Source organism: Paraburkholderia unamae (genome assembly GCF_003268775.1).
Taxonomy (GTDB): Bacteria; Pseudomonadota; Gammaproteobacteria; order Burkholderiales; family Burkholderiaceae; genus Paraburkholderia; species Paraburkholderia unamae.
In genome coordinates, this window is the sequence record NZ_QLSU01000043.1 from 1 (window position 1) to 22,551 (window position 22,551).

General features: G+C 64.6%; 18 protein-coding genes. 1 reads left to right on the forward strand and 17 read right to left on the reverse strand.

The annotated features are described in order from the left end of the window. Positions 1-60 precede the first annotated feature (60 nt). Positions 61-372, forward strand: a complete 312-nt coding sequence (locus C7401_RS40200; RefSeq protein ID WP_112177671.1) for a hypothetical protein — start codon at positions 61-63, stop codon at positions 370-372. 49 nt (positions 373-421) lie between these two features. Here the strand turns inward: C7401_RS40200 and C7401_RS40205 are convergent, their stop codons facing one another. The 17 genes from C7401_RS40205 to C7401_RS40280 all read right to left on the reverse strand — a co-directional run bounded on the left by C7401_RS40205 (position 422) and on the right by C7401_RS40280 (position 22,546). Beyond that, the gene (locus tag C7401_RS40205) at positions 422-1,093 is read right to left on the reverse strand and encodes a response regulator transcription factor (protein WP_258397416.1); all 672 of its coding nucleotides are present in this window, start codon (positions 1,091-1,093) and stop codon (positions 422-424) included. Positions 1,094-1,199: 106 nt separating this feature from the next. Next, positions 1,200-6,365: a trifunctional serine/threonine-protein kinase/ATP-binding protein/sensor histidine kinase gene (locus C7401_RS40210; protein ID WP_112177619.1), complete on the reverse strand. Its 5,166-nt coding sequence runs from the start codon at positions 6,363-6,365 to the stop codon at positions 1,200-1,202. Beyond that, positions 6,362-6,613 carry a hypothetical protein gene (locus C7401_RS44685; protein ID WP_146758076.1) on the reverse strand — a complete coding sequence of 84 codons (252 nt, stop codon included), beginning with the start codon at positions 6,611-6,613 and terminating at the stop codon, positions 6,362-6,364. Before C7401_RS44685 ends, C7401_RS40210 begins: the two co-directional genes overlap by 4 nt. A gap of 216 nt (positions 6,614-6,829) precedes the next feature. After that, entirely contained in the window at positions 6,830-8,254 is a 1,425-nt protein-coding gene (locus tag C7401_RS40215; RefSeq protein WP_181565815.1) for an ATP-binding protein, read from the reverse strand. A 151-nt stretch (positions 8,255-8,405) separates the two neighbouring features. Next, positions 8,406-9,305, reverse strand: coding sequence for a LysR family transcriptional regulator (locus C7401_RS40220; RefSeq protein WP_112177621.1), 900 nt, complete (start codon positions 9,303-9,305; stop codon positions 8,406-8,408). A gap of 148 nt (positions 9,306-9,453) precedes the next feature. Further along, entirely contained in the window at positions 9,454-10,572 is a 1,119-nt protein-coding gene (locus C7401_RS40225; protein ID WP_112177622.1) for a porin, read from the reverse strand. Positions 10,573-10,682: 110 nt separating this feature from the next. After that, on the reverse strand, positions 10,683-11,390 hold the full coding sequence (locus tag C7401_RS40230; RefSeq protein WP_112177623.1) for a VOC family protein: 708 nt from the start codon (positions 11,388-11,390) through the stop codon (positions 10,683-10,685). Between the two features lie 81 nt (positions 11,391-11,471). Next, positions 11,472-12,770: an MFS transporter gene (locus tag C7401_RS40235; protein WP_112177624.1), complete on the reverse strand. Its 1,299-nt coding sequence runs from the start codon at positions 12,768-12,770 to the stop codon at positions 11,472-11,474. Positions 12,771-13,184: 414 nt separating this feature from the next. Continuing rightward, positions 13,185-14,318, reverse strand: coding sequence for an amidohydrolase family protein (locus tag C7401_RS40240; protein ID WP_112177625.1), 1,134 nt, complete (start codon positions 14,316-14,318; stop codon positions 13,185-13,187). A 44-nt stretch (positions 14,319-14,362) separates the two neighbouring features. After that, on the reverse strand, positions 14,363-16,003 hold the full coding sequence (locus tag C7401_RS40245; protein WP_112177626.1) for a cation acetate symporter: 1,641 nt from the start codon (positions 16,001-16,003) through the stop codon (positions 14,363-14,365). Then, positions 16,000-16,362, reverse strand: a complete 363-nt coding sequence (locus C7401_RS40250) for a DUF485 domain-containing protein (RefSeq protein ID WP_309252022.1) — start codon at positions 16,360-16,362, stop codon at positions 16,000-16,002. Before C7401_RS40250 ends, C7401_RS40245 begins: the two co-directional genes overlap by 4 nt. An 80-nt stretch (positions 16,363-16,442) precedes the next feature. After that, complete coding sequence (locus C7401_RS40255; protein WP_112177627.1) at positions 16,443-17,666, reverse strand: FAD binding domain-containing protein; 1,224 nt, start codon at positions 17,664-17,666, stop codon at positions 16,443-16,445. 1 nt (position 17,667) lies between these two features. Further along, entirely contained in the window at positions 17,668-18,162 is a 495-nt protein-coding gene (locus tag C7401_RS40260) for a VOC family protein (protein WP_112177628.1), read from the reverse strand. 138 nt (positions 18,163-18,300) lie between these two features. Continuing rightward, positions 18,301-19,434 carry an NADH:flavin oxidoreductase/NADH oxidase gene (locus C7401_RS40265; RefSeq protein WP_112177629.1) on the reverse strand — a complete coding sequence of 378 codons (1,134 nt, stop codon included), beginning with the start codon at positions 19,432-19,434 and terminating at the stop codon, positions 18,301-18,303. Between the two features lie 136 nt (positions 19,435-19,570). Further along, positions 19,571-20,587 (reverse strand): XdhC family protein, encoded by a 1,017-nt coding sequence (locus tag C7401_RS40270; protein WP_112177630.1) that lies wholly within the window; start codon positions 20,585-20,587, stop codon positions 19,571-19,573. Between the two features lie 220 nt (positions 20,588-20,807). Then, positions 20,808-21,527, reverse strand: a complete 720-nt coding sequence (locus C7401_RS40275) for a TetR/AcrR family transcriptional regulator (protein ID WP_112177631.1) — start codon at positions 21,525-21,527, stop codon at positions 20,808-20,810. Positions 21,528-21,625: 98 nt separating this feature from the next. Then, positions 21,626-22,546, reverse strand: coding sequence for a LysR family transcriptional regulator (locus tag C7401_RS40280; RefSeq protein WP_112177674.1), 921 nt, complete (start codon positions 22,544-22,546; stop codon positions 21,626-21,628). Positions 22,547-22,551 lie beyond the last annotated feature (5 nt).

Consider the following 22,551-nt stretch of genomic DNA (forward strand, 5'->3'; position numbering starts at 1 on the left):
TTATGTCGGCGTGGAAGCGAAGTTCGGCTGGTGATGAAAGGTATCGACAAGGGGAACGTGATGAGCACGCATCTGCATGAACTGGAACTCGCGCGGTTGCGTGCCGCCGTGCGTGCGAATCTCGACGACGCGCGCGTGTGGCGCTGGTACGCCGACCTGATGGAAGACGAGCGTGTAAGCACCACACGCACGCGCGACGGCTGGCAGATCACCATCGACGGGCGCTGCACCGTGGAAGATGAATCGTTCGATCGCGCGGTGCGGCTTGCGGCGCGCACGTGGCTTGATATTCCGCGCGCGCCGCTGACGCTGCGCCGTCGTCGCAAGCGCGCGGTGAAGGCGGCAGTCGCGCTGTTTCCGCAGATTATCTAATCATCTAATCATCTAATACGCACGCGCCTCCGACCGCCGTGGCGCGTGCTCAATTCAGGCTGTTCCGGTCGTCCTTCACCACGATCCCCAGTCGATGCGCGAGAAGGACAAGCTCTGCGAATGAATTGGCGCGCATCTTGCGCATCGCGCTGCTGCGGTACACCCGCACGGTGACTTCGCTAATGCCAAGCTCATCCGCGATCTGCTTGCTCAGTTTTCCGGCCGCGGCGGCGGCCATCACTTCGCGCTCGCGCTCGACCATCGCTTCGAAGCGCACGTGCACGTCGTTATCCTGCCGCTCCTGAATCAACCTCGCGGCGTCGCGTTCCAGCGAGATCGCAATGGCGTCGAGCAGATCCTGATCGCGAAACGGCTTTGTGAGGAAGTCGATGGCGCCCGCTTTCATCGCCCGCACGCTCATGGGAATATCCGCATGACCGGTGACGAAAATCACCGGAATGGGGTCGTGCTCCGACTTGAGCAGGTCTTGCAGCGCCAGGCCGCTGCTGCCCCTGAGCCGGATGTCGAGTACGAGGCAGCTCGGCCCCGCGCTGCGCTTGCATGTGAGGAAGTCCTGCACGTTCAGAAAGCCCTGTGCGTCGACGCCAACGGAGCGTGCGAGCAGGCAGATGGCCTCGTTCATGATGATGTCGTCTTCGACGACATATACCGTGAAGACTTCGCTGGCTAGTTCGTGGTCTGAGAATGTCGCTGATTTCACGATTCAACCCGGATGGCGTGGGACGCCTGGATAGGCAAGAGGCTAACGCGCGTCACCGAGAATGTCTTGAATGTTAATGCTGCGGGCGCTGGGGCATGATGTCGCGTCAGGCGACGGGCAGCGTCATGACAAACTCCGCGCCGTCCTGCACGTTGAACGCATCGAGCGTGCCGTGGTGGCTCTCGACGATGGAGCGGCAGATCGCCAGCCCCATGCCCATGCCCGAAGACTTCGTCGTATAGAGTGGATCGAAAATCCGCTCCAGCACGTCGGCCGGAATGCCCGTGCCGCGATCGCGCACGGACATCACGACTTTGCCTTCACTGACTCGCGTGGCGATCGCGAGCGTGCGCGTTTCAAGCGCCGTTTCGCTCATCGCCTCCACGGCATTGGTAAACAGATTGAGCACCACCTGCTGTAGCTGGATGCGATCCGCCTGAACGATCGCGTCGCGTGCCTCCAGTTGGGTGGCGACGCTGATTTGCTGAGCCTCGGCTTCGGGGTGGAGCAGGTCCAGCACGTCGCGCACGACGTCGTCCATGCGTAGCGGCGCGAGAACAGCGGGTGCCTGCTTGGCGAGTGCGCGCAAGGCGCGAATGATTTCGACCGCGCGCAGGCTCGTTCGCTTGATGTGGGCGAGGCCCGCCGCGACTTCCTCGAGATTGGGCGTGGCGCGCTGCAACCAGCGCAGGCTGGCGTCGACCGACGTGGTGATCGCGGAAAGCGGTTGATTCACCTCGTGGGCGATGGAGGCCGCCACGTTGCCCATCACCGTGAGATGCGAGGTGCGGGCGAGTTCGTCGCGCGCGGAGCGCAGGCTGACTTCCGCATTCAGGCGGTGCTCGCTTTCCTCGACGAGCTTCTCGTAGAGTCGCGCGGTTTCGAGCGAAACCGCCACCTGCGGCGCGAGCACTTCGAGGTCCGCGACGCGGTTCGGGTCAAAGACGCCCGGCGCGAGATTGTTCTCCAGATAGACGACGCCAACGAGCGAGCCGCCACGCAGGAGCGGCATGCAGAGCACCGAGCGTTGCATGCGCCCGGCGGAAGTCCGCGCGCGCAGCGATGGCGATTCGATGCTCGCTTCCGCGAACACCAGCGTCTTGCGCGTGCGCACGACGCTGTTGAGCACGGCCAGCGGCAATGCGTCATCGTCGGGTGCCACGCCGCTTAGCGTGACGACCACGTGATTCGATTCCACGCGCGCCGACGCTTCGATTTTCGGCCCGTCGTCGTGCATGAGCAGCAACAGGCCGTATTGCGCCCCGGCGTACATGGTGATGCCCGTGAGCAGCTTTTCGACCAGACGATCGGTCACAGCTTCGCCCGAGATCGCCTTCGCGGCTTCGACGCCCAGATCGACAAAGGGCTGCTGGCGCGCTGCATTGCGCGGGCTCGCTTCGTCGGCTGCCTGGGACGCCAGTTGCGGGTGGCGCTCGTGAATACGCTCCTCGGCAAACGCCGCGCCCCAGCGTCGATAGCAGATCGCCGCCTGACGCAAGTGATGGCGCGCGGAGGACTCCAGCGCGTGCGTCATGCAAAGCTCGCCTGCGAATTCGTGCGCGAGCGCCTGTTCGTGCATGAATCCCGCTGCTTCAGCGGCTTGCGCGGACTGCTCGTAAGCCACCAGCGCGCCGAAGGCATCGCCCTGGAGCCGCGCGATTTCGGCGTCGATCAGGAGGAGCTTGTTGCGAAACGTCGCACCGTTCTGATTGGCCCAGCGCGCGAACTGGCCGCGTTGCGTGCGAAGCTCGAAAAGCGCGCTGTCGTGCGAGGTGTATTGGCCGCGGGAAATCGCGATCGCGCCGTACAAGTGGCAATCGGCCACGTTGATATGCGCGGGCACGGTCCAGGCAAGCGCGCTCGCATTGTCGAGGCGAGTGCGCGCGGCGGAATAATCCCCGGCGAATACCTTCGCGAGGCCGTCGTAGAAGTACAGGAAGAAGCGGGCGATTTGCGAAACCGCCGCGCCGGTCTGCTCAGGGCGATCCGTGCTGTTGTTTCCCCGCTGCAACTGGTGGACGAAATCGCGTTGCGCCAGCAGGACCGCTTCGATATCGCGGTACTGGATGATCGCTGTGAGCTCGAGCCCCCGTTCGACCTCTTCGTCGACGAGCGATAAATTCTCGCCCATGGCAATCAGGTCGGAAACGATGTGATTGCACGCGTAACAGGCCATGCCGATGTCGCCCGAGGCGCGTCCGAGCACGCGCGCCTGCCGCACGTGCTCCAGGGCGAAGGAGAGCGGGCGTGTCCATACGCTGACCTGATCGATGGCCACGAGCGTGGCCACGCGCTGCGCTTCGAAACCGTGCTGATCGACCAGCGCCAGCGCCGCCTGCCCGTAGGCGAGCCCTTCGTCGGCGGCTTCGTACATGCCCGCGAACAGGACGCCGAACCACGCGAGGCCATACGGCGACTCCGGCGTCACGCCATGTTCGAGCGTGAGTTCGACCATCTTGGCGAGATGCAGGATGCCGAGTCCGTCGGTCACGAAGAACGAGGACGTGAGCGTCGCGAGCAGGCCCATGACCACCTGATTGCCCCGGTCCTCGCTGCGCGGGAGATGGCGCACGCTCGCAATCGCGCGGCCCCGCAGCGCGATCTGCACCGACTCGCACGCGGCGCGCATCTGCTCGGCGGTGGGCGAGCGGTGCAGATGCACGCCAAGCAGCGAAAGCCCGGTCAGTGCGGTGGACAAGGCGCCTTCGTAATCGGATTGCACGGTCTGCAAGACGGCCTTGAGCCGGTGCACGTCGGCGCGGTCGAGAATCGCGAGCGGGTGGGCGAGCAACGCGTCAATGCGTTGTTGGGCGTCCGTGAGTCTGGCCTGCGCCAGCAAACACTCGCAGTGCAGCAGTTGGGCTCCGTAAGTCAGGCCGTAGTGGTTCGACCACCACTGGTCATCCACCATGCCGAGGGCCGCGTCGGCGTACTCCGTCGCCTGGTCGAGCGCAGCGGCGTTACGCGCTCGCTTGCCCGCCAGAATCAGTACGCGCACATAGGCCACCCGCGTTTCGGAATTGAGCGCCTCTTTGGGCGCACGCTCGATCTGACTGGCAATATCGAACGCATACTCGGGAAGACGCGCACACCAGTAGTCGATCATCACGGAGGCGATACGTGCGTGATAATGCGGCTTCGTTTGCGCTTCGATGCGCGCGTAAGCGGATTCGAGCACGCGATCGTGCAAAAACGCATAGGCGTCGGGTTGGGCCGCCAGCAGATTCGCGTCGACGAACGGACGAAGACGCTCATGAACCTCGTCCGGCGTCATGCCGCTGATTTGCGCGAGCAACGCCACGTCACAGCGCATCCCGACGCAGGCGAGCCACTCGACCAGTTTCGTGCTTTCCTGCGGAAATCGATCGAAGCGGCGAATCAGCAGGTCGATCACGTTGTCGGAGTAAAGGCGCTGCGCGATGCTCGCTTCGTCCCACATCCAGGCTGCGGCTTTGATGCTGTAGCTCAGCACTTCGTCGTCGATCAGCATGCGCAGGAGCTGGCGCGAGAAGAACGGATTGCCGGCCGTTTTCGCGTGAACGGCGCGCGCCAAAGGCTCGACGCGCTCGGCCGCTTCGCTGAGCGTCGCGCCGATCAGCGCGGCGAGGTCACGCACCGAAAGCGCGTGCAGGCGCACTGGCGTCACGCGCATCGTCTTGCATGCGTCGAGCTCGCGCCGCCACTGGAGCTGGCCCGGTCGGTCGACGGAGAATTCGCGGTGCGCGCAAAGGAGCAGCACGTTCGACGGCGGTTCCGCAGAGAATGCCCTCAGGAACGCGAGGCTCGCGGGGTCGGCCCACTGGACGTCGTCGAAGAAGAGGACGAGCAGCGCGCCCGGCTGCGCGAGCGCCGCGAACGTGTGCAGCAGGGCGCGCACGAGACGCGCCTGGGCGAGCGGCGCGGCCACGTCGGCAAGCGGCGCGCCGGCGCCGATGATGTGTTCGACTTCCGGTACGAGTTCGGCGATCGCTCGGCCTTGCCCTTCCAGGCGTTGGGTCCAGCGCTCACGAACGGACGCGAGCAGGTTGTCGTCCTCGCCTAGCAGCGCCTGCGTCAACGCGCGCACGATCTGGACGATCGGCGCGTAAGGAATATTGGTGCGAAGCTTGTCTGACTTGCCGGACGCGAATCGGGAGCCGCGCCGCTGCACGTCGTTGAAAAGCGATTCGGCGAGCGCCGACTTGCCGCAGCCGCCGCTGCCGGAAATCAGCACGATCTCGGTCTTGCCGGTTGCGGCCACGCGCGCAAGGGCATCGTCGAGCAGGGCTTTCTCGGTTGCCCGGCCAAACAACCGGCTCGACATGCTGAGGAGATGAGACGAGGCCCCGGCATCCACGGCATAGGGGGCCTCGCCGCCAGACGCGCAAAGCGAGTCGCAGATGCGTTGCAAGTCCGCATAGGCTGCGGCGGCCGTGGCGTAGCGTTCGCGCGGGTCTTTCGCGAGCAGCCTGAGCAGGACTTCGGAGAGCGGCTCGGGCACGTCCGCGCGGCGGCGGCGCGGATGAACGGGTTCGATTGCCAGGCGCGCGTGATACCAGCCCGCCGCGCTTTGCGCGTCGATGGGCAGTTCGCCGGTCAGCAGGGTGTAGAGCGCCACGCCCAGCGCATAGAGGTCCGCGCTTTTGTGATCGGCAGGGGCGTCGTTGAGCGCGACTTCCGGAGCCAGATAGGGCTGTGCGCTCAAGCGCTCCCGGTAGGCTTGCGGCGGCGCGGGATCGAAACCGGTCAGGCTGATCGCGCGGGTGGCAACGTCCGCTTCCACGCCGGCTCGGCCTTTATCGATCACGATGCTGGACAGCTTCAGATCGCCGTGGCAAAGGCCCGCTGAGTGCGCTTCGCCTAGTGCGCGCGCGGCGCCCGCGGCCACGGCGAGAAACGCTTCGAGGCTGAGTTGCCGAGGGTCCAGAGACGAAGCGAGCGTGCTGCTCGCGCATGCCTCGTACACGACAACGATGCGCTCGCCACCCCAGAGGGTCGCCACCGGTGGCAGGCCCCAGGGCAGGCGAATTCGCGCGCCTACGGCGAGTTCGCGCTTCAGGCGCTCGGAGCCGATTGCCGACGTGTTCGGCGCATGGCGCGCGAGCCAATACCTGCCGTCACCGGTCTCGCCGAGCAGGCTGGTCGTCACGCCGTCGGCATGGTCGAGTTCGCGTTTCTCGCAGCGCTCGAACCATGCGATGTCGAATGGCACGCCCGGGAAAGCGGCGTCCGCTGCCGCGCCATTCCCAATCTGTGCGGCAACCGAGCCGGAGGGCTTTGCGTGCGTGGTCATGTTACGGCCATGCGTATGTCGAGTTCCTGAACGATCGATAAGAGATTGGCGAACAGGGCGCGGCCGGCTGCGCCTTGTTTCTCGCCTGCCCGATTTCGATGGATTTTCACCATGACTTCGCTAATGCCTTCTTCACGAAGCGACTGCGCACGCGTTTCCTGTATGGGCAGCCTGTTGGCTTCGCGCTCGCCGGCCGTGGATGTGCCGTTGCAAGAACCTCGTGGAGCAGTATTCAAGGAATACCACAATGACCTATTCCTCGCGCGTAAGCGGAAGTATGCGGGACGGACGCCGGCAACTCCAGCGTTTGCCGCCCGCGTTCATAACACTTAAGAATTTTTAGCGAATTCAGGCGCGGTCGTAATGATTGAGCAAGGCGACTCAATCGTTAGCGCAGGGTTTAGGAAAATCGTCCGCGTGCCAAAATGTGGGACAGGTTATTCTGGAATCCGGCAAGCCCGCTTTTAATGCGAGTAAAGCTTGCTGCTTGAGTCGCGCAGTGGCCGAAGGTTGGCGTGATCGGCTGCAAGGGCGCGCGAAAACGGGCTCTGCGGCGCAACCGGGACACGCTCGCCGGACTCGGCCGACCGCTCGGCCGCATAGGTTCGCACGACGGGAAAGAGCGAGTAGAGCCGATTCGCCCCTTCCGCATGCGAATTCAGCAGCGATTTCGCGGCGAGTCCGTGCACGCATTCCAGAGCCGTGTCGCGCTGAATGCCGTCGACCGCGGCGACTTCGCACGCGCTTGCCAGGTCGAATGGGCCTTCGAAAGCGGCCAGACGATGCAGCACCGCGCGTTCGGCTTCGCCAAGCCGCAGATAGCTCCACTCGATCGACGCGCGCAGGGTGCGCTGGCGAGGATGCGCGGTTCGCGACCCGCCTGCGAGACCCAACGCGCCACCCTGTAGCTCCTGCGCGAGCGCCTGTGCGCCCAGCAACGCGGCGCGCGCAACCGCGAGTTCGAGCGCGAGCGGCAAGCCGCTCAGGCGCCGGCAAACGTCGGCGATTGCGGCGAGCGTTTGCGGGTTTTGCGGAAATTCGGTTCCCGTGGCTCTCGCGCGATCGAAGAACATCGTCACTGCACCGCTGGCGAGAATGGCCCCTTCGTCTGCACCTTCATGGGGCAGTGAAAGCGGCGGGACCGCGTAAAGGTGTTCGCCCTTTGCGCGCAGCGGCTCACGGCTGGTCGCGACCAGCACCGCATTGCGGTTCGCGGCGAGAATGGACTCGCAGAGTGCGGCGACGGTTTCGACTTCACGCTCGCAATTGTCGAGCATGAGCACGATGCGCCGGTCGCCAATCTCGCTCGTGATTTCCGCAATCGCGGCGCTGCCGTCGCGAAGCTCCTGCAACAGCATGGGCAGACGCTCTGCATAACAGGAATAGCGATCGATATGGTCGGCGAAATCGGCGTGGCAAAAAGCGGCGCGATTGTCCTCGGCCCACGCTTTCGCCACGGTGAAAGCAAGCCGCGTTTTGCCCACGCCGCCGGGCCCGGTTAGCGTGACGAACGATTCATGATGAAGCCGTTCGTATAGGCGGCGTGCCTGATCTTCGCGGCCGGCGAGCGCCCACGCGCGCTGGCGGACTTCGCTGCCCTGGTCGAGCACAGCCGCTGCCGCAACCGTGCTCGCAGCGCCCGATGGCTGCGCCGTGGGGCGCACAAGCTGATAGCCTCGCCCGGAGACGGTGCGAATCCATCCTTCGCCAAGCAGCTTGCGCAGCGCCGAAATGTGGACCTGAATATTATTTTCGACAACGAAGGTCGTGGGCCAGACGAGCCGCAAGATTTCGTCTTTGGTCACGAGGGCGCCCTCGGCACGAATGAGCAACTCGAGAATGTCGAACGCCCGTGCGCCCAGCGCCAACGGCTCTCCGTCGAGATACACCTGGCGCCTCCCGAGGGAGACCGAAACTCGACCTAAAACGTACACGTTCTGCCTCCCTTCTTTAAGGCTGAATGGCGCGTGGCCAAATGGGCGGGGGAATTGAGTGCACAAGTGTAAACGCGCTTCATTGCAATGTGTTGCGTGTTACGTTTTAAATGGAGATGCTCTCGACAAATCGAATGAATGCGCGAACTTTGCGCGACAGGCGCCGGTTGGGAAGGTAGGTCGCGTAGACGAAAGCTTCGCCCGCGTCGGCCGTGATTTCCCGGTCCTCGAACAGCCTCACGAGGCGTCCGGCCGCGACGTCGGGCGCGACGAGCCATTTGGGCAGCAAGGCCACGCCCTGGCCGCCAATCGCGGCGCCCGCGATCATGTCGAGGTTATTGGTCACGAGTTGACCGGTCACGATAACGGGCTCGATCGCGTCGCCCGAGCGGAAATTCCAGCGTTGCCGTCGACCCGGCTTATAGGCGAATTGCAGGCATTCGGCGCGCGCCAGGTCCGTTGGCGTTGCGGGGCGTCCATGCCGCTCCAGCCACGCCGGGCTTGCCACGAGAAAGCGTTCGCTTTTGCCTAGCGTCTTGACGATGAGGCGGTCGTCGAGGTCGGGCACGCCGACGCGCAGGGCCACATCGAGGCGGTCGTTCACGAGATCGAGGTGGATGTCCGACACCACCAGGTCGACGGTGATCCTGGGATAAGCCTGAAGAAACTCGGGAATGCGCGTGGCGAGGTGAAGGCGCCCATAGGTGGCGGAGACCGAAACACGCAAATGCCCCGTGAGTTCGGTGCCGCGATCGATCACGCTGCTATCGGCATCGTTCAGGTCGGACAGCACCTGGCGCACCTGTTCGACATACGCGCATCCCGCGTCGGTGAGCGAGACGTTGCGCGATGTTCTCGTGAGCAGGGGCGTGCCGAGCGATGCCTCCAGGCCGTCCATGATGCGCGCGATTGAAGACGTCGTTTTGCCGAGCTCCTGTGCCGCCGCCGTGAATCCCCCGCAATCCGCGACTTTCAGCAAGGTACGCAGGGCTAACAACTTGTCCATTTCGGTTCCCGATTGGCCTGTGGGCCCGTTCGATTTTAAGTCAACCCGGTGTCTGGACGAAAAGAGGCGCGCGCGAAAACGCGCGCGCCTGCGGGGCTTTTCTTGCGTCCCTTTTCTTTTGCCCCTTTCTCGTCCCTTTCTCGTCCCTTTAGAACTTGTGCTTGATCCCCAGCGTGACGACGAGCTGGCGATTGCCGCTGGCCGATCCGTAGCCGAGTATGGTTGCGTGGTGAGCATCGCCCGCGGCTCGCTGCATGAACGTGAGCATCGAAAGATCCGTGCGTTTGGACAGCGAATACACGACGGCAAGGTTCAGTTCGTGCCACATGGGAATTTCGCGCGGGTGATCGTAGACGCCGCGCGTGAACACATAGGCGGCACCGAGCAGCAACCACGGTCGCACGTAATAGCGCGCGCTGACGTTGAAGTTGTTGAGCGTGAGGTGCGTGGCGTCGAGATAGTCGTAATTGACGTTGCTGTACATCGCGCCGAATATGGCCGACCCTGCCGTATAGAAACCACCGGTGCCGAAGATCTTCTGGCGGCTCGCGTAGGCCTTCGGGTCCGCCGCGCTGTGCGTAAAGATCAGATAGCTCGCCGAGTAATCGTTATCGACCGCGCCCGGCTGATTCGTCGAGCTATACGGCGAGTCGTATTGCGCGTAGGCGACGTTCCAGTTCAAACCGCCAAAGTCGTAACTCGCGCCGAAACTGAATGCGCGATTGTTCGAGAATCCGCCGGGCGCGTTGCTGAATCCGTAAAGCGCGGTCGCCTTGAAGCCCTTGATGTTCGGCGTCACGTACTTGAGCGAATTCTGGATTCGAATATTGTTGAACGTGTTGTCGCTGTCGCCAACGCTGCCTAGCCAGCTCCACGCCGTGTTCGGCCCAAGGTAATCGACCACGGCGTCATATTGACGGCCGGCCGTGAGCGTGCCCCATCGCTGGCTGGAAAGACCCACATAGGCCTGGCGTCCGAACAGGCGGCCGCTCTGGCTCGCGCTGCCGTTGTAGGGATTAAAGCCATTTTCCAGCGTAAATACCGCGCTATTGCCGCCGCCCAGGTCCTCGGTGCCGCGCAGGCCCCAGCGCGGGCTTTGATTCTGTCCGCTCAGCGCTTGCCAGGTGTGATGGCCGGATTGATTGGGCGACCACGCAATGCCCACGGAAATGAGACCGTACAGGGTCACGGTGCTTTGTGCGTTGGCTGCGCCGGCATGCGCGCCGGCCAGACAAATCAGTGCGAGTGCGTGTGTTTTTAGTTTCATTCTGGATTCCGGTCATTCCGCGGACCAAAGCGCGTTCAATGGACGTGACGATTCCCGCGTCCGCACGCGAGTGCGCGGACGCCGCTATAACGCGTAGCGAAAACGGGAGATCAGGAAGCGACGGGACTGACAGCAGCGCGGCGAATCACCTTTTCGCCTGCGTCGGTCTGGACACCCACGGCGTAGAGGCCGGAGTGCTGCTTGTTGTAGCGAATTTCAAACGGAAAGTCGGCGGGGCGCGCGATATCGCCAAGCCAGCGCGCGAGCGCGTCTTCGTCCTCGCCGATTTCAATCCAGTTGAGGCCTTCGCCGCGCACCGATCCCGAGCCCGGCACGACCGGCAGCGTGGCCGGATGCGGACCGTTCGTCATCTTGAAGTACAGGTTCGGCTTGCCCATGGGCCAGGCGGTCAGCGCGCTCGGCGTCTGCAAGGCAGAGCTGCGGTTGCCGTTCATCATCTGGCGGCCGGCCTCCTTGCCCGTGGTGTTCGGATCGACCACGGTATTGTGATGACGCGCGAAGGCCTCCAGTTCATCGAGCGTGTCGGCGCGCAAACACCAGCCAACGAAACAGTCGCCCGCTTGCGTTTGCCGCGCGAAGAACTCCGCGAGCGGCTGCCCGCGCTTGAGGATCGTATGATCGACAATGCTTTCGACCTCGATGTAAATATCTTCGGCGAGCGGCACGACGCGATGCCCGATGCCATAGAGCGGGAAAAATCCGCCGTCGTAATTGCCGATGCCGGTTTCCTGGCTCAGTCGAAATGTGGCTTCGTACACGTTTTGCGCGGCGAGGCAAATATGATCGAAGTGAATCATCGTGAGTGCATTCCTTGTTGTGGTGTGATGAGAGGGCGAGCCGTTGCTGCCTTGCTTTGCTGCGTTGAATTCGGGCCAGGCTTACTGGTTATGAAGCGATGGCTCGATTTGTGGCGAATTCGGTGACGAATTCGCGTTTTCCGTTGAAGCTTCGTTCTGTCCGTATCGAGGCATCATGGCGAACACGGCCGAGGCGGCGATGGCGAGCACCGCGCTGAGCATGAGGCCGGGCTGGTAGCTGCCGAACTGGTCGGCGAGCCAACCGATGGAAAACGGACCGATGCCGGCGACGATGCAAAGCGAGCCGTATTGCCACGCGTAGACGCGGGGAAACACGCGCAGGCCGAAATAGCGCGTGCACATGTACGAGACGAGATCGATTTCGCCGCCGAACGTCCAGCCCACGGAGAACGCGTAGAAGGCCGCGTAGCGAATGCCGCCGAAGTGGATCGCGAGTAGACCGGCCGCGCCGACCAGACACGAAAAGACCATGAGCCAGGACGCCTGAACGTAGTCGGAGAGCCACCCGCAGATCAGTCGCACGCAGATCGTGCCGATGCCGACCAGGCTGATGTATTTGGCGGCCGTACCCGGCGCGGCGCCGGACTCCGTGAGCAACGGCGCCATGTGCTGGGCGTTGCCGGAAACCACGAGGGTGGAGAGCGTGAAGGCGACGAACATCAGCCAGAATGCGCGGCTGCGTTTGGCCTCGGAGAACTCGCGCTCGAGCGCTTGCATGTCGACGGGGCCGGGTTTCCCGGCGCGCTGTGGCGGCGCTTCGGACGCCGTTGTTTCTGCGCGACGATCACGCAGCACCAGCAGCGCGATGGGCACGCCGGTCGCGGCCAGCGCGGCCAACGCCATGTAGCCGACATGCCAGCCTTGCTGGTGAATCACGGCGGCGATCAACAACGGGAACGCCGCGCCGCACAGGCCCAGGCCGACCTGCGTGAGGCCGAGCGCAAGCCCGCGGCCGCGATCGAACCAGCTGCTGACGACGCGCGTATAAGGCAGGCCGCTCGTGCCGCCGCCGACGAAACCAAGGAGTCCGATCAATCCGATATAGGTGACCGGGGAGCGCGCGCCAGCTGCAATCGCGAGAAAGCACAGCGCGAGCGCCAGGGCGCTGGCGGCGACGGTGCGCGCCGCGCCGAAGCGCGACAGCATGCGCCCCCAGAACTGCAATCCCAGGGCGAGGCCAAGCGTGAACGCCAGATAGCCCGCGCCATACTGTGTTTTCGTGAGGCCGAAGGCGTGTTCCAGGTCTTTGGCAAACAGGCCAAGGTTATAAGACCCCAAGCCGATCACCCCGACACCGAGGCCGGCCGTGCAAGCGATCAATTGAGGCCAGCCTCTGTAAAATTCGTCAAGCTTGCGCATACATTTCCTGTGTCTGGATTATTTCCGGCCGCCGAGCGGATCGAGGCCGATGGTGTCGTGCCGACGCACGCGTGAAATAAACCGGGGTTATCGTTCAAGCGCCGATGCCGCTGCATCGACGGGCTCAAGAATAGGGCCGACAAAAAGCGCGATAAACGGGGGATGGTGCGAACGCCGCGTTGCGTTTTCTGCAATGCACGGGCGCGAAGACGGGCATGCTCGGGTTGCGAGATTCGGCGCGAGATTCGTGGGTGCAACCGGCGACTGGTGAAATGGATAAATGGAATACGCCGCGCGGAAAAACGCGCGAGCGCAGGCCGAACCGAACGAACCACGCCGGCTCAAGGAAGGGAGGCGGACGCGCGACGCCCCGCGCGGTGGCGGGACGCTCGCGTGTCGAGGCGGGAGGGGCGGCTAGATGCGCAGCAGTCGCGCGGCGTTGCGGCCCACGATCATGTTGCGTTCGGCGTTGTCGAGCGGCACGCGGTCGAGAAAGCGCACGGGTTGTTCGTAACCCATGTCGAAGCAGTAGTCGCTGCCAAGCACGAGTCGATCCACGCCGACGTTCTTGATGAGAAACTCCAGCACGGGCCCGGAATGCGAAACCGAGTCGTAGCTGAAGCGGCGCGCGTAGCTGCTGGGCTGCTGGGCGAGCTTGCGCGTTTCGGGCCGCACATTCCACCCGGCATCGATGCGCCCCAGCAGGATCGGCAAGGCGCCGCCCGCGTGCGGCAGCGTGATTTCCAGCGTGGGATAGCGGTCCATCACGCCGCCGAGAATCAGATGCGACGCGGCAATGGCGGTGTCGAAAGGATTGCCGAGCAGATTGCTCAGATAGTAGTCGGCGAGGCGGCTACCGCCCACGGTTTGCTGTGGATGCAGAAAGACCGGCAGCCCCATCTGCGCGATGCGGGCGAAAATCGGATCGAAACGCGGATCGTCGAGATCTCGATTGTCGATATTCGTGCCCATATACACACCGCGCACGCCCGGCAACGCCGCTGCGCGATCGAGTTCGTCGAGCGCGTCGTGCGCGTCCAGCATCGGCAGCGTCGCCAGTACGACGAATCGTGTGGGGTGGGCGCGATAGACGTCCGATGCGGCCGCGTTCCACGTCTTCGCCAATCGCGCATTGAACGCGCGGTCGCCCCAGTACGCCATGGGCACGCTCAGGGAAAGCGCCTGAACGTCCACGCCGCTCGCGTCCATGTCCCGCAGGCGCTGGTCGACGTCGATGAACTTCATCGGCAACGGGCCAAGGCCGCCCGCCGGCGTCTTGAAGGTGAACGAGTGGCCGTCGCACACGAAACTGCCGCCGTAGTTCGAGCCTTCCTTACCCACGAGGTCGCAGTACGATTCGGGGTAGTAGTGCGCGTGAACGTCGATCGAACGCTGCGAGGTGGGTGCAACCGCCGGTCGTGTCGCTTGTGTCGCTTGTGCGGCCTGCGCGGGTTTGCCGCTCACGCCGAGTGCGGCTCCCCCGGCAACCGCGCCCAGTGCGCCGAGCAAGCGGCGGCGTGTCGGGGAAATACAGCACGTGCAATCCATACGTTGTCTCCTTCTGCTTTTGTGTTGAGTGTGTCTTGAGAGGCTTACGCACCATGCGTGGCGCCCATTTCACATCTGACGGTTTGCGAATCGAACAGCATGCGCTCGCGTTGCGCGCGCGCCGAGCGGTCGGTGACCGAGAAAAACCACGTGCCCGCGAATGCGCAGATCATCGAAAAGAGCGCGGGATACTCGTACGGATAAGCCGCATGAGCGTGGCCGAGCACCTGCACCCATACCGTCGGGCTGAGTATGGTCAACGCGACGGCGACGGCGAGTCCAATCGTGCCGCCCGCCACGGCGCCGCGCGTGGTCATGCCTCGCCAGTAAATCGACAGCAGCAGCACCGGGAAATTCGAGCTTGCGGCAATCGAAAACGTCAGGCTGACGATGAACGCGATATTCTGCTTTTCGAAAGCGAGCCCGAGCAGAATGGCGAGTACGCCCAGAACGAGGGTGGTGATGCGCGAGACGCGCATTTCGTCGCGCTCGGAAGCGTTGCCACGGCGCAGCACGTTCGCGTACAGATCGTGCGAGATCGCGGAAGATCCGGCGAGCGTGAGACCCGCCACGACGGCAAGAATGGTCGAGAACGCAACGGCGCAGATAAAGCCGAGAAAGACGTTGCCGCCCACCGCGTGCGCGAGATGGATCGCGACCATATTGACACCGCCGATCACCGCGCCCGAAGGGGTGTGATAGCTCGGCTGCGTTGCCACGAGCGCGATCGTGCCGAAGCCGATCACGATGATGAGGGCGTAGCCGATGCCGACGATGCCCGTTGCGTAGAGAATGCTCTTGCGCGCGGCCTTGACGTCGCGGACCGTGAAAAAGCGCATCAGGATATGCGGCAAACCGGCGGTGCCGAATATGAGCGCGAGGCCTAGCGAAACTGCCGAAACCGGATCGGAGACGAGACCGCCCGGCCGCATGATCGCGTCGTGCGCCGGATGCACGGCGACGGCCTGCGCAAAGAGCGCATTGAGGCTGAAGTCAAAGCGCGCGAGCACCATGAACGCCATGAACGCCGCGCCCGCGAGCAACAGCACCGCCTTGATGATCTGGATCCACGTGGTGGCGAGCATGCCGCCGAAGAACACATAAACGACCATCAGCACGCCGACCATCACCACGGCCACGCTGTAGTGCAGGCCGAACAGCAGTTCGATCAGCTTGCCCGCGCCCACCATCTGCGAGACGAGATAAAGCAGCACGATGACGATGGAGCTCGACGCCGCGAACGCACGGATCGGGCGCTGCGCGAGACGCCAGGACACGACGTCCGCGAGTGTGTACTTGCCGAGATTGCGCAGCGGCTCCGCGATGAGGAACAGAATGATCGGCCAGCTTGCGAGAAAGCCGATCGAGTAGATCAAGCCGTCGTAGCCGCTCGTAAATACCAGCGCGGAGATGCCGAGCAGCGAGGCGGCCGACATGTAGTCGCCCGCAATCGCCCAACCGTTCTGGAGCGCGGTGATCTTGCCGCCCGCCGCGTAGTGGTCGGATACGCTGTTATTCTTGCGCGCAGCCCATTTGGTGATGAAGAGCGTGGAGGCGACGAACACGAGGAACATGCCGATGGCGAGCGTATTGTGGCCTTGTGCGATGGACGAAGCCGGCGCGGCTTGCGCCGCTACGGGCAGGATCGCCAGCGCAAAACAGGCGAGGAGTGCCAGGCGTTTCATGACTTTTCCCCTTTGGCGCAGGCTTCGACCATCGCGTCGTGTACGCTGTTGGCGCGTGCGACGTAGATGGCCACGAGCGCGAACGTGAATACGAACATGCCGAAGCCGACCGGGAACCCCCAGGTCATCGGCTCGCCTTGCGTGATGGGCATGCCAAGCCATTTCGCGTTGAAGGCAAGCGACAGGATGAACGCGAAATAAGCGCTGAGCATCAACGCAGTGAGCCCCCACGAGAAGGTGCGGCGCGTTTTCACGAGCGCGGTGAAGCGGGGGTTGCCGACCAGTGTCTGCGGGGGATCGGCGGGCAGGGCCGCCTCTTCGTGCCCGTATGCGCCGTGAGAGGAAAGAGTGTGTTCCACGTTGTCTCCGTTTGCGTCGTGTTTGAATCGCGCGGCGTCGCGTGGGGCATGCATCGCTGTGGCGCGCCGCGCTTGCGTCGTCAAGCCGCCCAGGGAACGGCCGTCTCGCGCATCACCGCTTCGGGCGTGCGGTAACGTTCGGCCATCTCGCGCTCCGACTCGTCCTTGAGTTGCGCCTGCATGTACGCGCCAAGGTGGCGTGCATGCTGAACAATGGCGGCGCCGAACTTGGTGCGAACGGCGCTATAGGCTTCGAGCGCGCCGCGCACGTCGGCGCCTTCGCGCAATGCCTTCACGAGTTCCATCGCGTCGCCCGCGGCCTTGGTCACGCCCATGCCGCAGTGCGGGCGCGCGACGAACGCGGCGTCGCCGAGCAGTGCGATGCGGCCAAAGGCCATGCGCGGCACTTCGAGGTCGAAAATAGGCTGGAAAAGCGGCTGCGCGGCCTTCGTCACGATCTCCGCGAACTGCGGCGCGAGCAGCGCATGCGCGGCGTCTTCCATGTCGGCCAGCACGTCGTCGCGAATCAGCGTGGGCGGGATGCCGCCTTCCCAGCGCTTGCCCGACGCGTCGGTGAGCATGTCGCGCAGCGCCGCCTGCTCGTCGGTCGCGCGGTACCAGACGAAGTTGTAGCGCCGCTCGCCGGGCCGCGTGCTGTTGGCGTGGCCGGCCACCGGGTAGCCAAGAATCTGTTCGCGCGGGGGCAGGCAGAACGCGAACTTGTCGAAGAGGGCCGCGTGCGTGGGCGCGGAGATGGCCGCTTCATCGACAAGACCGCGCCATGCGACATAGCCCGCGTACTGCAAGGCCACGCGCGGCAAGAACTGCTCGCGGATTGCCGAACGCAGCCCGTCCGCCGCGATCACGAGATCGGCCGTGTGCGTCGTGCCGTCGGCCAGTGTGACGGTGGCGCGCTCGGCGTTTTCGTCCACGCGCACAACCGACATGCCGGGGTGATAGTGAGTGTCGTCGATCGAGCCGCGCAACACGCTGTACATCTTGCCCCATGCGGTAAGCACCTGGGGCATGTCGCAATCGGAGATCAGTTCGCCATCCTGAGCGAATGTGGCGCGTTTGTCGACGCTCACGCCGATCGTGTCGTCAAAGCGGATGTCCGCCGCGCTCAGCGCCGCAAACAGCTCCGGATGCGTGACGATGCCTGCGCCGCGCCCAGAGAGCGCTTCCGGCACGCGTTCGAAAATCTTCACCGTCCAGCCGTCGCGCGCGAGCAGGTTGGCGGCGAACAGGCCGCCAAGCGAGCCGCCCACCACGATCGCGGTGCCCTTCGTAGTCTTGCCGTTCATCTCAGTTCCCTGCCTTTGCCAGATCGCCTGCTTCGTTCAGTGCTGATAACGCTTTTTCCTCGCCGTGTTCGACTTCAGCGGCGGGGAAGTTCAGTTCGATGGTGACGCCCGAGGGGTCTTCCACGAAGATCTGGTGCAGGCCGAGGCTCGGCACCGTGCGGTCACGCCATTCGAGCCCTTCGGCGCGCAGCGTTTGCCACATCGCCTGCACGCCGGTTGCGAGAAAGGCGATGTGATCGACAGTTCCCGTGCCGCTTTCCACCAGGGCCTTGTCGCCCAGGTACGCAGTCAGTCCGTCGGGGTTGTCCGCGTCCACGCCGATGATGTGGACGATGCCGTAGTCGGCTTCGTCGCCGCCCCGGTAAAGCCATGCGCCGGGAAAGTCGAAGGGCGGGCGGTAGCCGCGCTTGAAGCCGAGCACGCGTTCGTAGAACTGGCACGAACGTTCGAGATCGGTCGTGCGGATCGAGTAGTGGGCGAGCCGGGAAATCGGCATGAGATGCTCCTCGTAATTTATCGATCGATAACTGATCGGTTGATAAATTGTAGGGAAGAACGCGCCTGAATACCAAGCGCAAAGGCGCGGGTGTTTACCCTGGAGCGGGCGGGCGCTCCAGGGGACATATCGCTCGAATCAGGCGAGGCTCAGGGCTTCATGGGGGCGCAGCAGGGCCGCGCCGCGCCAGTGGGGCGCGCCCGCGCGTTCGTACTGCGGCGGGTATTGAATCGCGTCGAGCGCATCGAGTCGTTCGGCGGCGTGCCACACCCAGCGCGGATCGTCCAGAAAAGCGCGGCCAATGGCGACGATATCGGCCTGGCCTTCAGCGATGATGGCTTCGGCCTGGTGCGGATCGACGATCATGCCGACGGTTCGCGTGACGATGCCGCTCGCGGCCTTCACGTGCTCGGCGAGCGGCACCTGGTAGCCCGGCGTGACCTTGATCGAGGCATGCGCCACGCCGCCCGATGTCACGCACACGTAGCTCACGCCGCGCGCCTTCAGGGCCGTGGCGAGCGTCGCCGCTTCTTCCACCGTGATGCCGCCCGGCAGCCAGTCCGAGCCGGTGATGCGAAAGCCGAGCGCAACGTGCTCGGGCAGCGCGGCGGCCACCGCGTCGGCGACTTCGAGCGCGAAGCGCATGCGGTTTTCGAGGCTGCCGCCGTATTCGTCGTCGCGCTGGTTCGCGAGCGGCGAGAGGAACTGATGCAGCAGGTAGCCGTGGGCGGCGTGGATCTCGACGATGTCGAAGCCCAGGCGCGTGGCGCGTCGGGCCGATTCGACGAAGTGTTCGCGAACCCGGGCAATGTCGCTCGCCGTCATGGCGCGCGGGGTGTGCCAGTCGGCGGCGAACGGGATGGCGGAGGGCGCTTCGGTCGTCCACGGTTGCTCGTTCTCGCCAAGCGCGCCACGGCCTTCCCACGGCCGTTGCGCCGACGCCTTGCGTCCCGCATGGCCAAGCTGGATGCCCCACCGCGCGCCTTGCGGCGCGACCGCGCGCGCCGATGCCATGACGCGCGCGAGCGCCGCTTCCGTTGCGTCGTCATAGAGTCCGAGGCAGCCGTGCGTGATGCGCGCGCGCGGCTCGATGGCGGTTGCCTCCAGCATGATCAGTCCCGCGTCCGAAATGCCGAGCTGCATGAGATTCATGAGGTGCCAGTCGTTTGCCTCGCCGTTCGTGGCGCTGTACTGGCACATGGGCGAAACGGCAATGCGGTTGGGCAGGCGAACCGGGCCGACATCGACGGGGGAGAAAAGCTTGCTGGACATGACGATCCCTTTGCGTAGTGTGTGACGTGGTGGGATTCGCGCTTTCGCGAATCCCGTAACGAAACCTTACGCGGCGAGCGTCATGCTGAGAATCACGGCAAAGTGGAAAGCGACGTTGCGTCCAGCGCAATATGGGCTAGATGCCGCAACTGCTCGCGCTTTGATTCGCCGCCTCAGCCTTGCCGTAGCGCACCTGCATGTGCGCGGGCACGAACACGCCGTTTTTCGCGGCGGTCAGCTCCGCGAGGATCGATATCGCGATTTCGGGCGGCGTGCGGCTGCCGATATGCAGGCCGGCGGGGCCGCTCATGCGTGCGATCTGCTCGTCATCGAGATCGAACTCGCGCAGACGGATGCGTCGTGCGTCGTTGTTGCGCCGCGAGCCCAGCGCGCCGATATAGAACGCGGGCGTTCTGAGCGCCTCCATCAGCGCGAGGTCGTCGAGCTTGGGATCGTGTGTGAGCGCAACGACCGCGCTGCGTTCATCCAGGCGCATGGCCGTCACCACGTCGTCGGGCATGTCGCGCACGAGCTTCACTTCGGGCACTTCCCATGTATCGGCGTATTCTTCGCGCGGGTCGCATACGGTCACGTGGTAGTCGAGTCCCACGGCCATGCGCGCGAAATATTGCGAGAGCTGGCCGCCGCCGATGACCAGCAGGCGGTAGCGCGGGCCGAGCACCGTGTGCAGGCGCTCGCCGTCGAAGCGCAGCCCTTCGGTCGCGAACGCGGGGCCCATGCGCACGGCCCCCGTGGCGAGGTCGAGCGTGCGGGTCACGAGCCGCCCGGCCTGCAACGCATCGAGGAGCTGCGGCATCTGGCTCGCAACGCCCAGGGTTTCGAGCACGAGTTCGAGGGTGCCGCCGCACGGCAGGCCGAAACGATGGGCTTCGTCGGCGCTGATGCCGTAGCGCAGCACGCGCGGCGGGCCCGCGTCGATTCCCGAGGCGCGCACCTGCGCGATCAGATCGTCTTCGATACAACCGCCCGAGACGGAACCGGCCGCGAGCCCGTCGTCGCGGATCGCCAGCATCGAGCCCGGCGCGCGCGGCGACGAGCCCCACGTCTTGACGACCGTCACGAGCAACACCTTGCGATGCTCGCCAAGCCACCGGGCCGCCGTTCTGACGACCTCCATGTTCACGCTGTCCATACGATCCCGCCGGGTAATGAGTGCGCGCTTCGCGCGCGGGGCGCGCGCGAAATCGCGGGTTGTTTGCGAAGTGGAACGTGTAGCTTAGGGAGGGCGCGGCGAGGCGGGAATCTGCGGCGAGCGCAATCCCGCGTTGCGGATTGCGCAACATGTGCAACATGCGCGACGTTCGCGTCAGCGCGCTCGTCCCCCGCAAGAAGCGCGAGGACGAGCGAGCGCGTCAGGACGCCGCTTTCGCCTGTTTTGCGCGGGGCGCTTTGGCCGCGGGCGCGGGCCGCAGATGCTTGAGCGCCGCCGGAACGCCGTTGAGGAAGGCGTCGATCTGCAAGGCGATCTGGGCTTCGAGGTCGTCGGGAACCGGCAGCCCGTAAATCCATTTGCGCACGCCGATATAGAAAATGCTGGCGTGCAGGCTCCAGATCAGTTCGAGATCGGCCGCGCGTTGCTGCGCATTGTTCGCGGGTTCGACGTCGTACGCCTCGCGAATCTCGTTCATCACGGGAACGAACACACGCTCGCGCAGGCGCGCGAGGTATTTCGAGTTGATGCCTTCCTTGGTCAGCCCCGCGAAGATGAAAATGCGGATCCACTCGCGGCGCAGGATGATGCGGGAATAGCCGTGATAAAACGTGACCATGCGTTCCTGAATGGGAATCGTGCGGTCGAGAATCAGCTTTTCCCACGACGAGTCCCACTGGTAGACCTCGTCGTACACGCGGTCGATGAGCGCTTCCTTGCTGGGGAAATAGCGGTAGAGCAGGGGTTGCGTGACCCCGATCTGGCGCGCCAGCTCGCGCGTGCTGCCCGAAAAGCCGTGCGTGGCGAAGTGGTCGATGGCCTTGAGCAGGATCTGCCGCTCGCGCACTTCGGGTGCGAGGCGGCGCGCCGTGGCGGGTTGCGCCTGCGGCGTCGCGGCTTCCTCCGTTTTCTTTCGCGGCATGCTGGATCACCACTGGTTGCGTCGTGGGGATCATACAAAGATTGCCCGCCGATGGCTAGCGGGCGCCATGCCGCGCCCGCCCGTTCCCGCGAGCGCGCTCATGAAAGACGCTGCCCCTGCAAGGCCGGAATGTCCGCATAGAGCGCCGAGAGCCATTCGATGAACACTTTCAGCTTCGGCGGCATGTGGCGATTGGGCGGATACACCACGGAAACCGGCCGTGGCGGCGTGTTGCACTCGGGCAGCACCTCCCGCAACTGGCCCGCGCGAATGGCGGGTTCCACGAGGTAGAGCGACGTTTTGACGAGGCCGAGACCGGCGAGCGCGCATTCGACCTGCGCGTCGGCGTCGCTCACCGCGATCGCCCCGCGCATGGGCACCGTGCGCCGCTCGCCGTCCACCATGTACTCCCAGGGGCGCGGGCGTCCGGTGTCCGCCGACACGTAGGCAACGGCGCTGTGATGCGTGAGGTCGTCCACGCTCTCGGGCGTGCCGTGCCGCTCCAGGTAGGCGGGCGTCGCGCAGGTGCAGGTGGACATGCTGCCGATGCGCCTCGCCACCATGGCGGAGTCCGGCAATTCGCCCACCCGCACGACGCAATCCACGCCTTCGCCCACGAGGTCCACCTGGCGGTCGGTGACCGCGAGGTCGATCGAGATGTCGGCAAAGCGCTCGACGAACTCGGGCAGCGCCGGAATCACGATGCGCTTGGCCATGGCCGTCGGCATGTTGACGCGCAGCTTGCCCTTGGGCGCGACGCGCGCGCGCGACAGCGAGGCCTCCATGTCGTCGATCTCGCCGAGGACCGCCACGCAGCGCTGATAGTAGGTGCTGCCGTCTTCCGTGGGCGACACGCGGCGCGTGGTGCGGTTGAGCAGCTTGCAGCGCAGGTGCTGCTCCAGTTGCCGCAGGAGCGCGGAGACGCGCGGCGTGGTCAGCCCCGTGAGTTCGGCGGCGCGGGTGAAGCTGCCGGTTTCGACAATGCGTGCGAACACGCGCATCGACAGTAGCGTATCCATGGCCA

What these genes read in the sequence shown, in the direction of transcription:
- C7401_RS40200 (WP_112177671.1), top strand. Translation starts at nt 61, where the DNA reads ATGAGCACGCATCTGCATGAACTGGAACTCGCGCGGTTGCGTGCCGCC.
- C7401_RS40210 (WP_112177619.1), bottom strand. Translation starts at nt 6,365, where the DNA reads ATGACCACGCACGCAAAGCCCTCCGGCTCGGTTGCCGCACAGATTGGG.
- C7401_RS40220 (WP_112177621.1), bottom strand. Translation starts at nt 9,305, where the DNA reads ATGGACAAGTTGTTAGCCCTGCGTACCTTGCTGAAAGTCGCGGATTGC.
- C7401_RS40225 (WP_112177622.1), bottom strand. Translation starts at nt 10,572, where the DNA reads ATGAAACTAAAAACACACGCACTCGCACTGATTTGTCTGGCCGGCGCG.
- C7401_RS40230 (WP_112177623.1), bottom strand. Translation starts at nt 11,390, where the DNA reads ATGATTCACTTCGATCATATTTGCCTCGCCGCGCAAAACGTGTACGAA.
- C7401_RS40235 (WP_112177624.1), bottom strand. Translation starts at nt 12,770, where the DNA reads ATGCGCAAGCTTGACGAATTTTACAGAGGCTGGCCTCAATTGATCGCT.
- C7401_RS40240 (WP_112177625.1), bottom strand. Translation starts at nt 14,318, where the DNA reads ATGGATTGCACGTGCTGTATTTCCCCGACACGCCGCCGCTTGCTCGGC.
- C7401_RS40245 (WP_112177626.1), bottom strand. Translation starts at nt 16,003, where the DNA reads ATGAAACGCCTGGCACTCCTCGCCTGTTTTGCGCTGGCGATCCTGCCC.
- C7401_RS40255 (WP_112177627.1), bottom strand. Translation starts at nt 17,666, where the DNA reads ATGAACGGCAAGACTACGAAGGGCACCGCGATCGTGGTGGGCGGCTCG.
- C7401_RS40260 (WP_112177628.1), bottom strand. Translation starts at nt 18,162, where the DNA reads ATGCCGATTTCCCGGCTCGCCCACTACTCGATCCGCACGACCGATCTC.
- C7401_RS40265 (WP_112177629.1), bottom strand. Translation starts at nt 19,434, where the DNA reads ATGTCCAGCAAGCTTTTCTCCCCCGTCGATGTCGGCCCGGTTCGCCTG.
- C7401_RS40270 (WP_112177630.1), bottom strand. Translation starts at nt 20,587, where the DNA reads ATGGACAGCGTGAACATGGAGGTCGTCAGAACGGCGGCCCGGTGGCTT.
- C7401_RS40275 (WP_112177631.1), bottom strand. Translation starts at nt 21,527, where the DNA reads ATGCCGCGAAAGAAAACGGAGGAAGCCGCGACGCCGCAGGCGCAACCC.
- C7401_RS40280 (WP_112177674.1), bottom strand. Translation starts at nt 22,546, where the DNA reads ATGGATACGCTACTGTCGATGCGCGTGTTCGCACGCATTGTCGAAACC.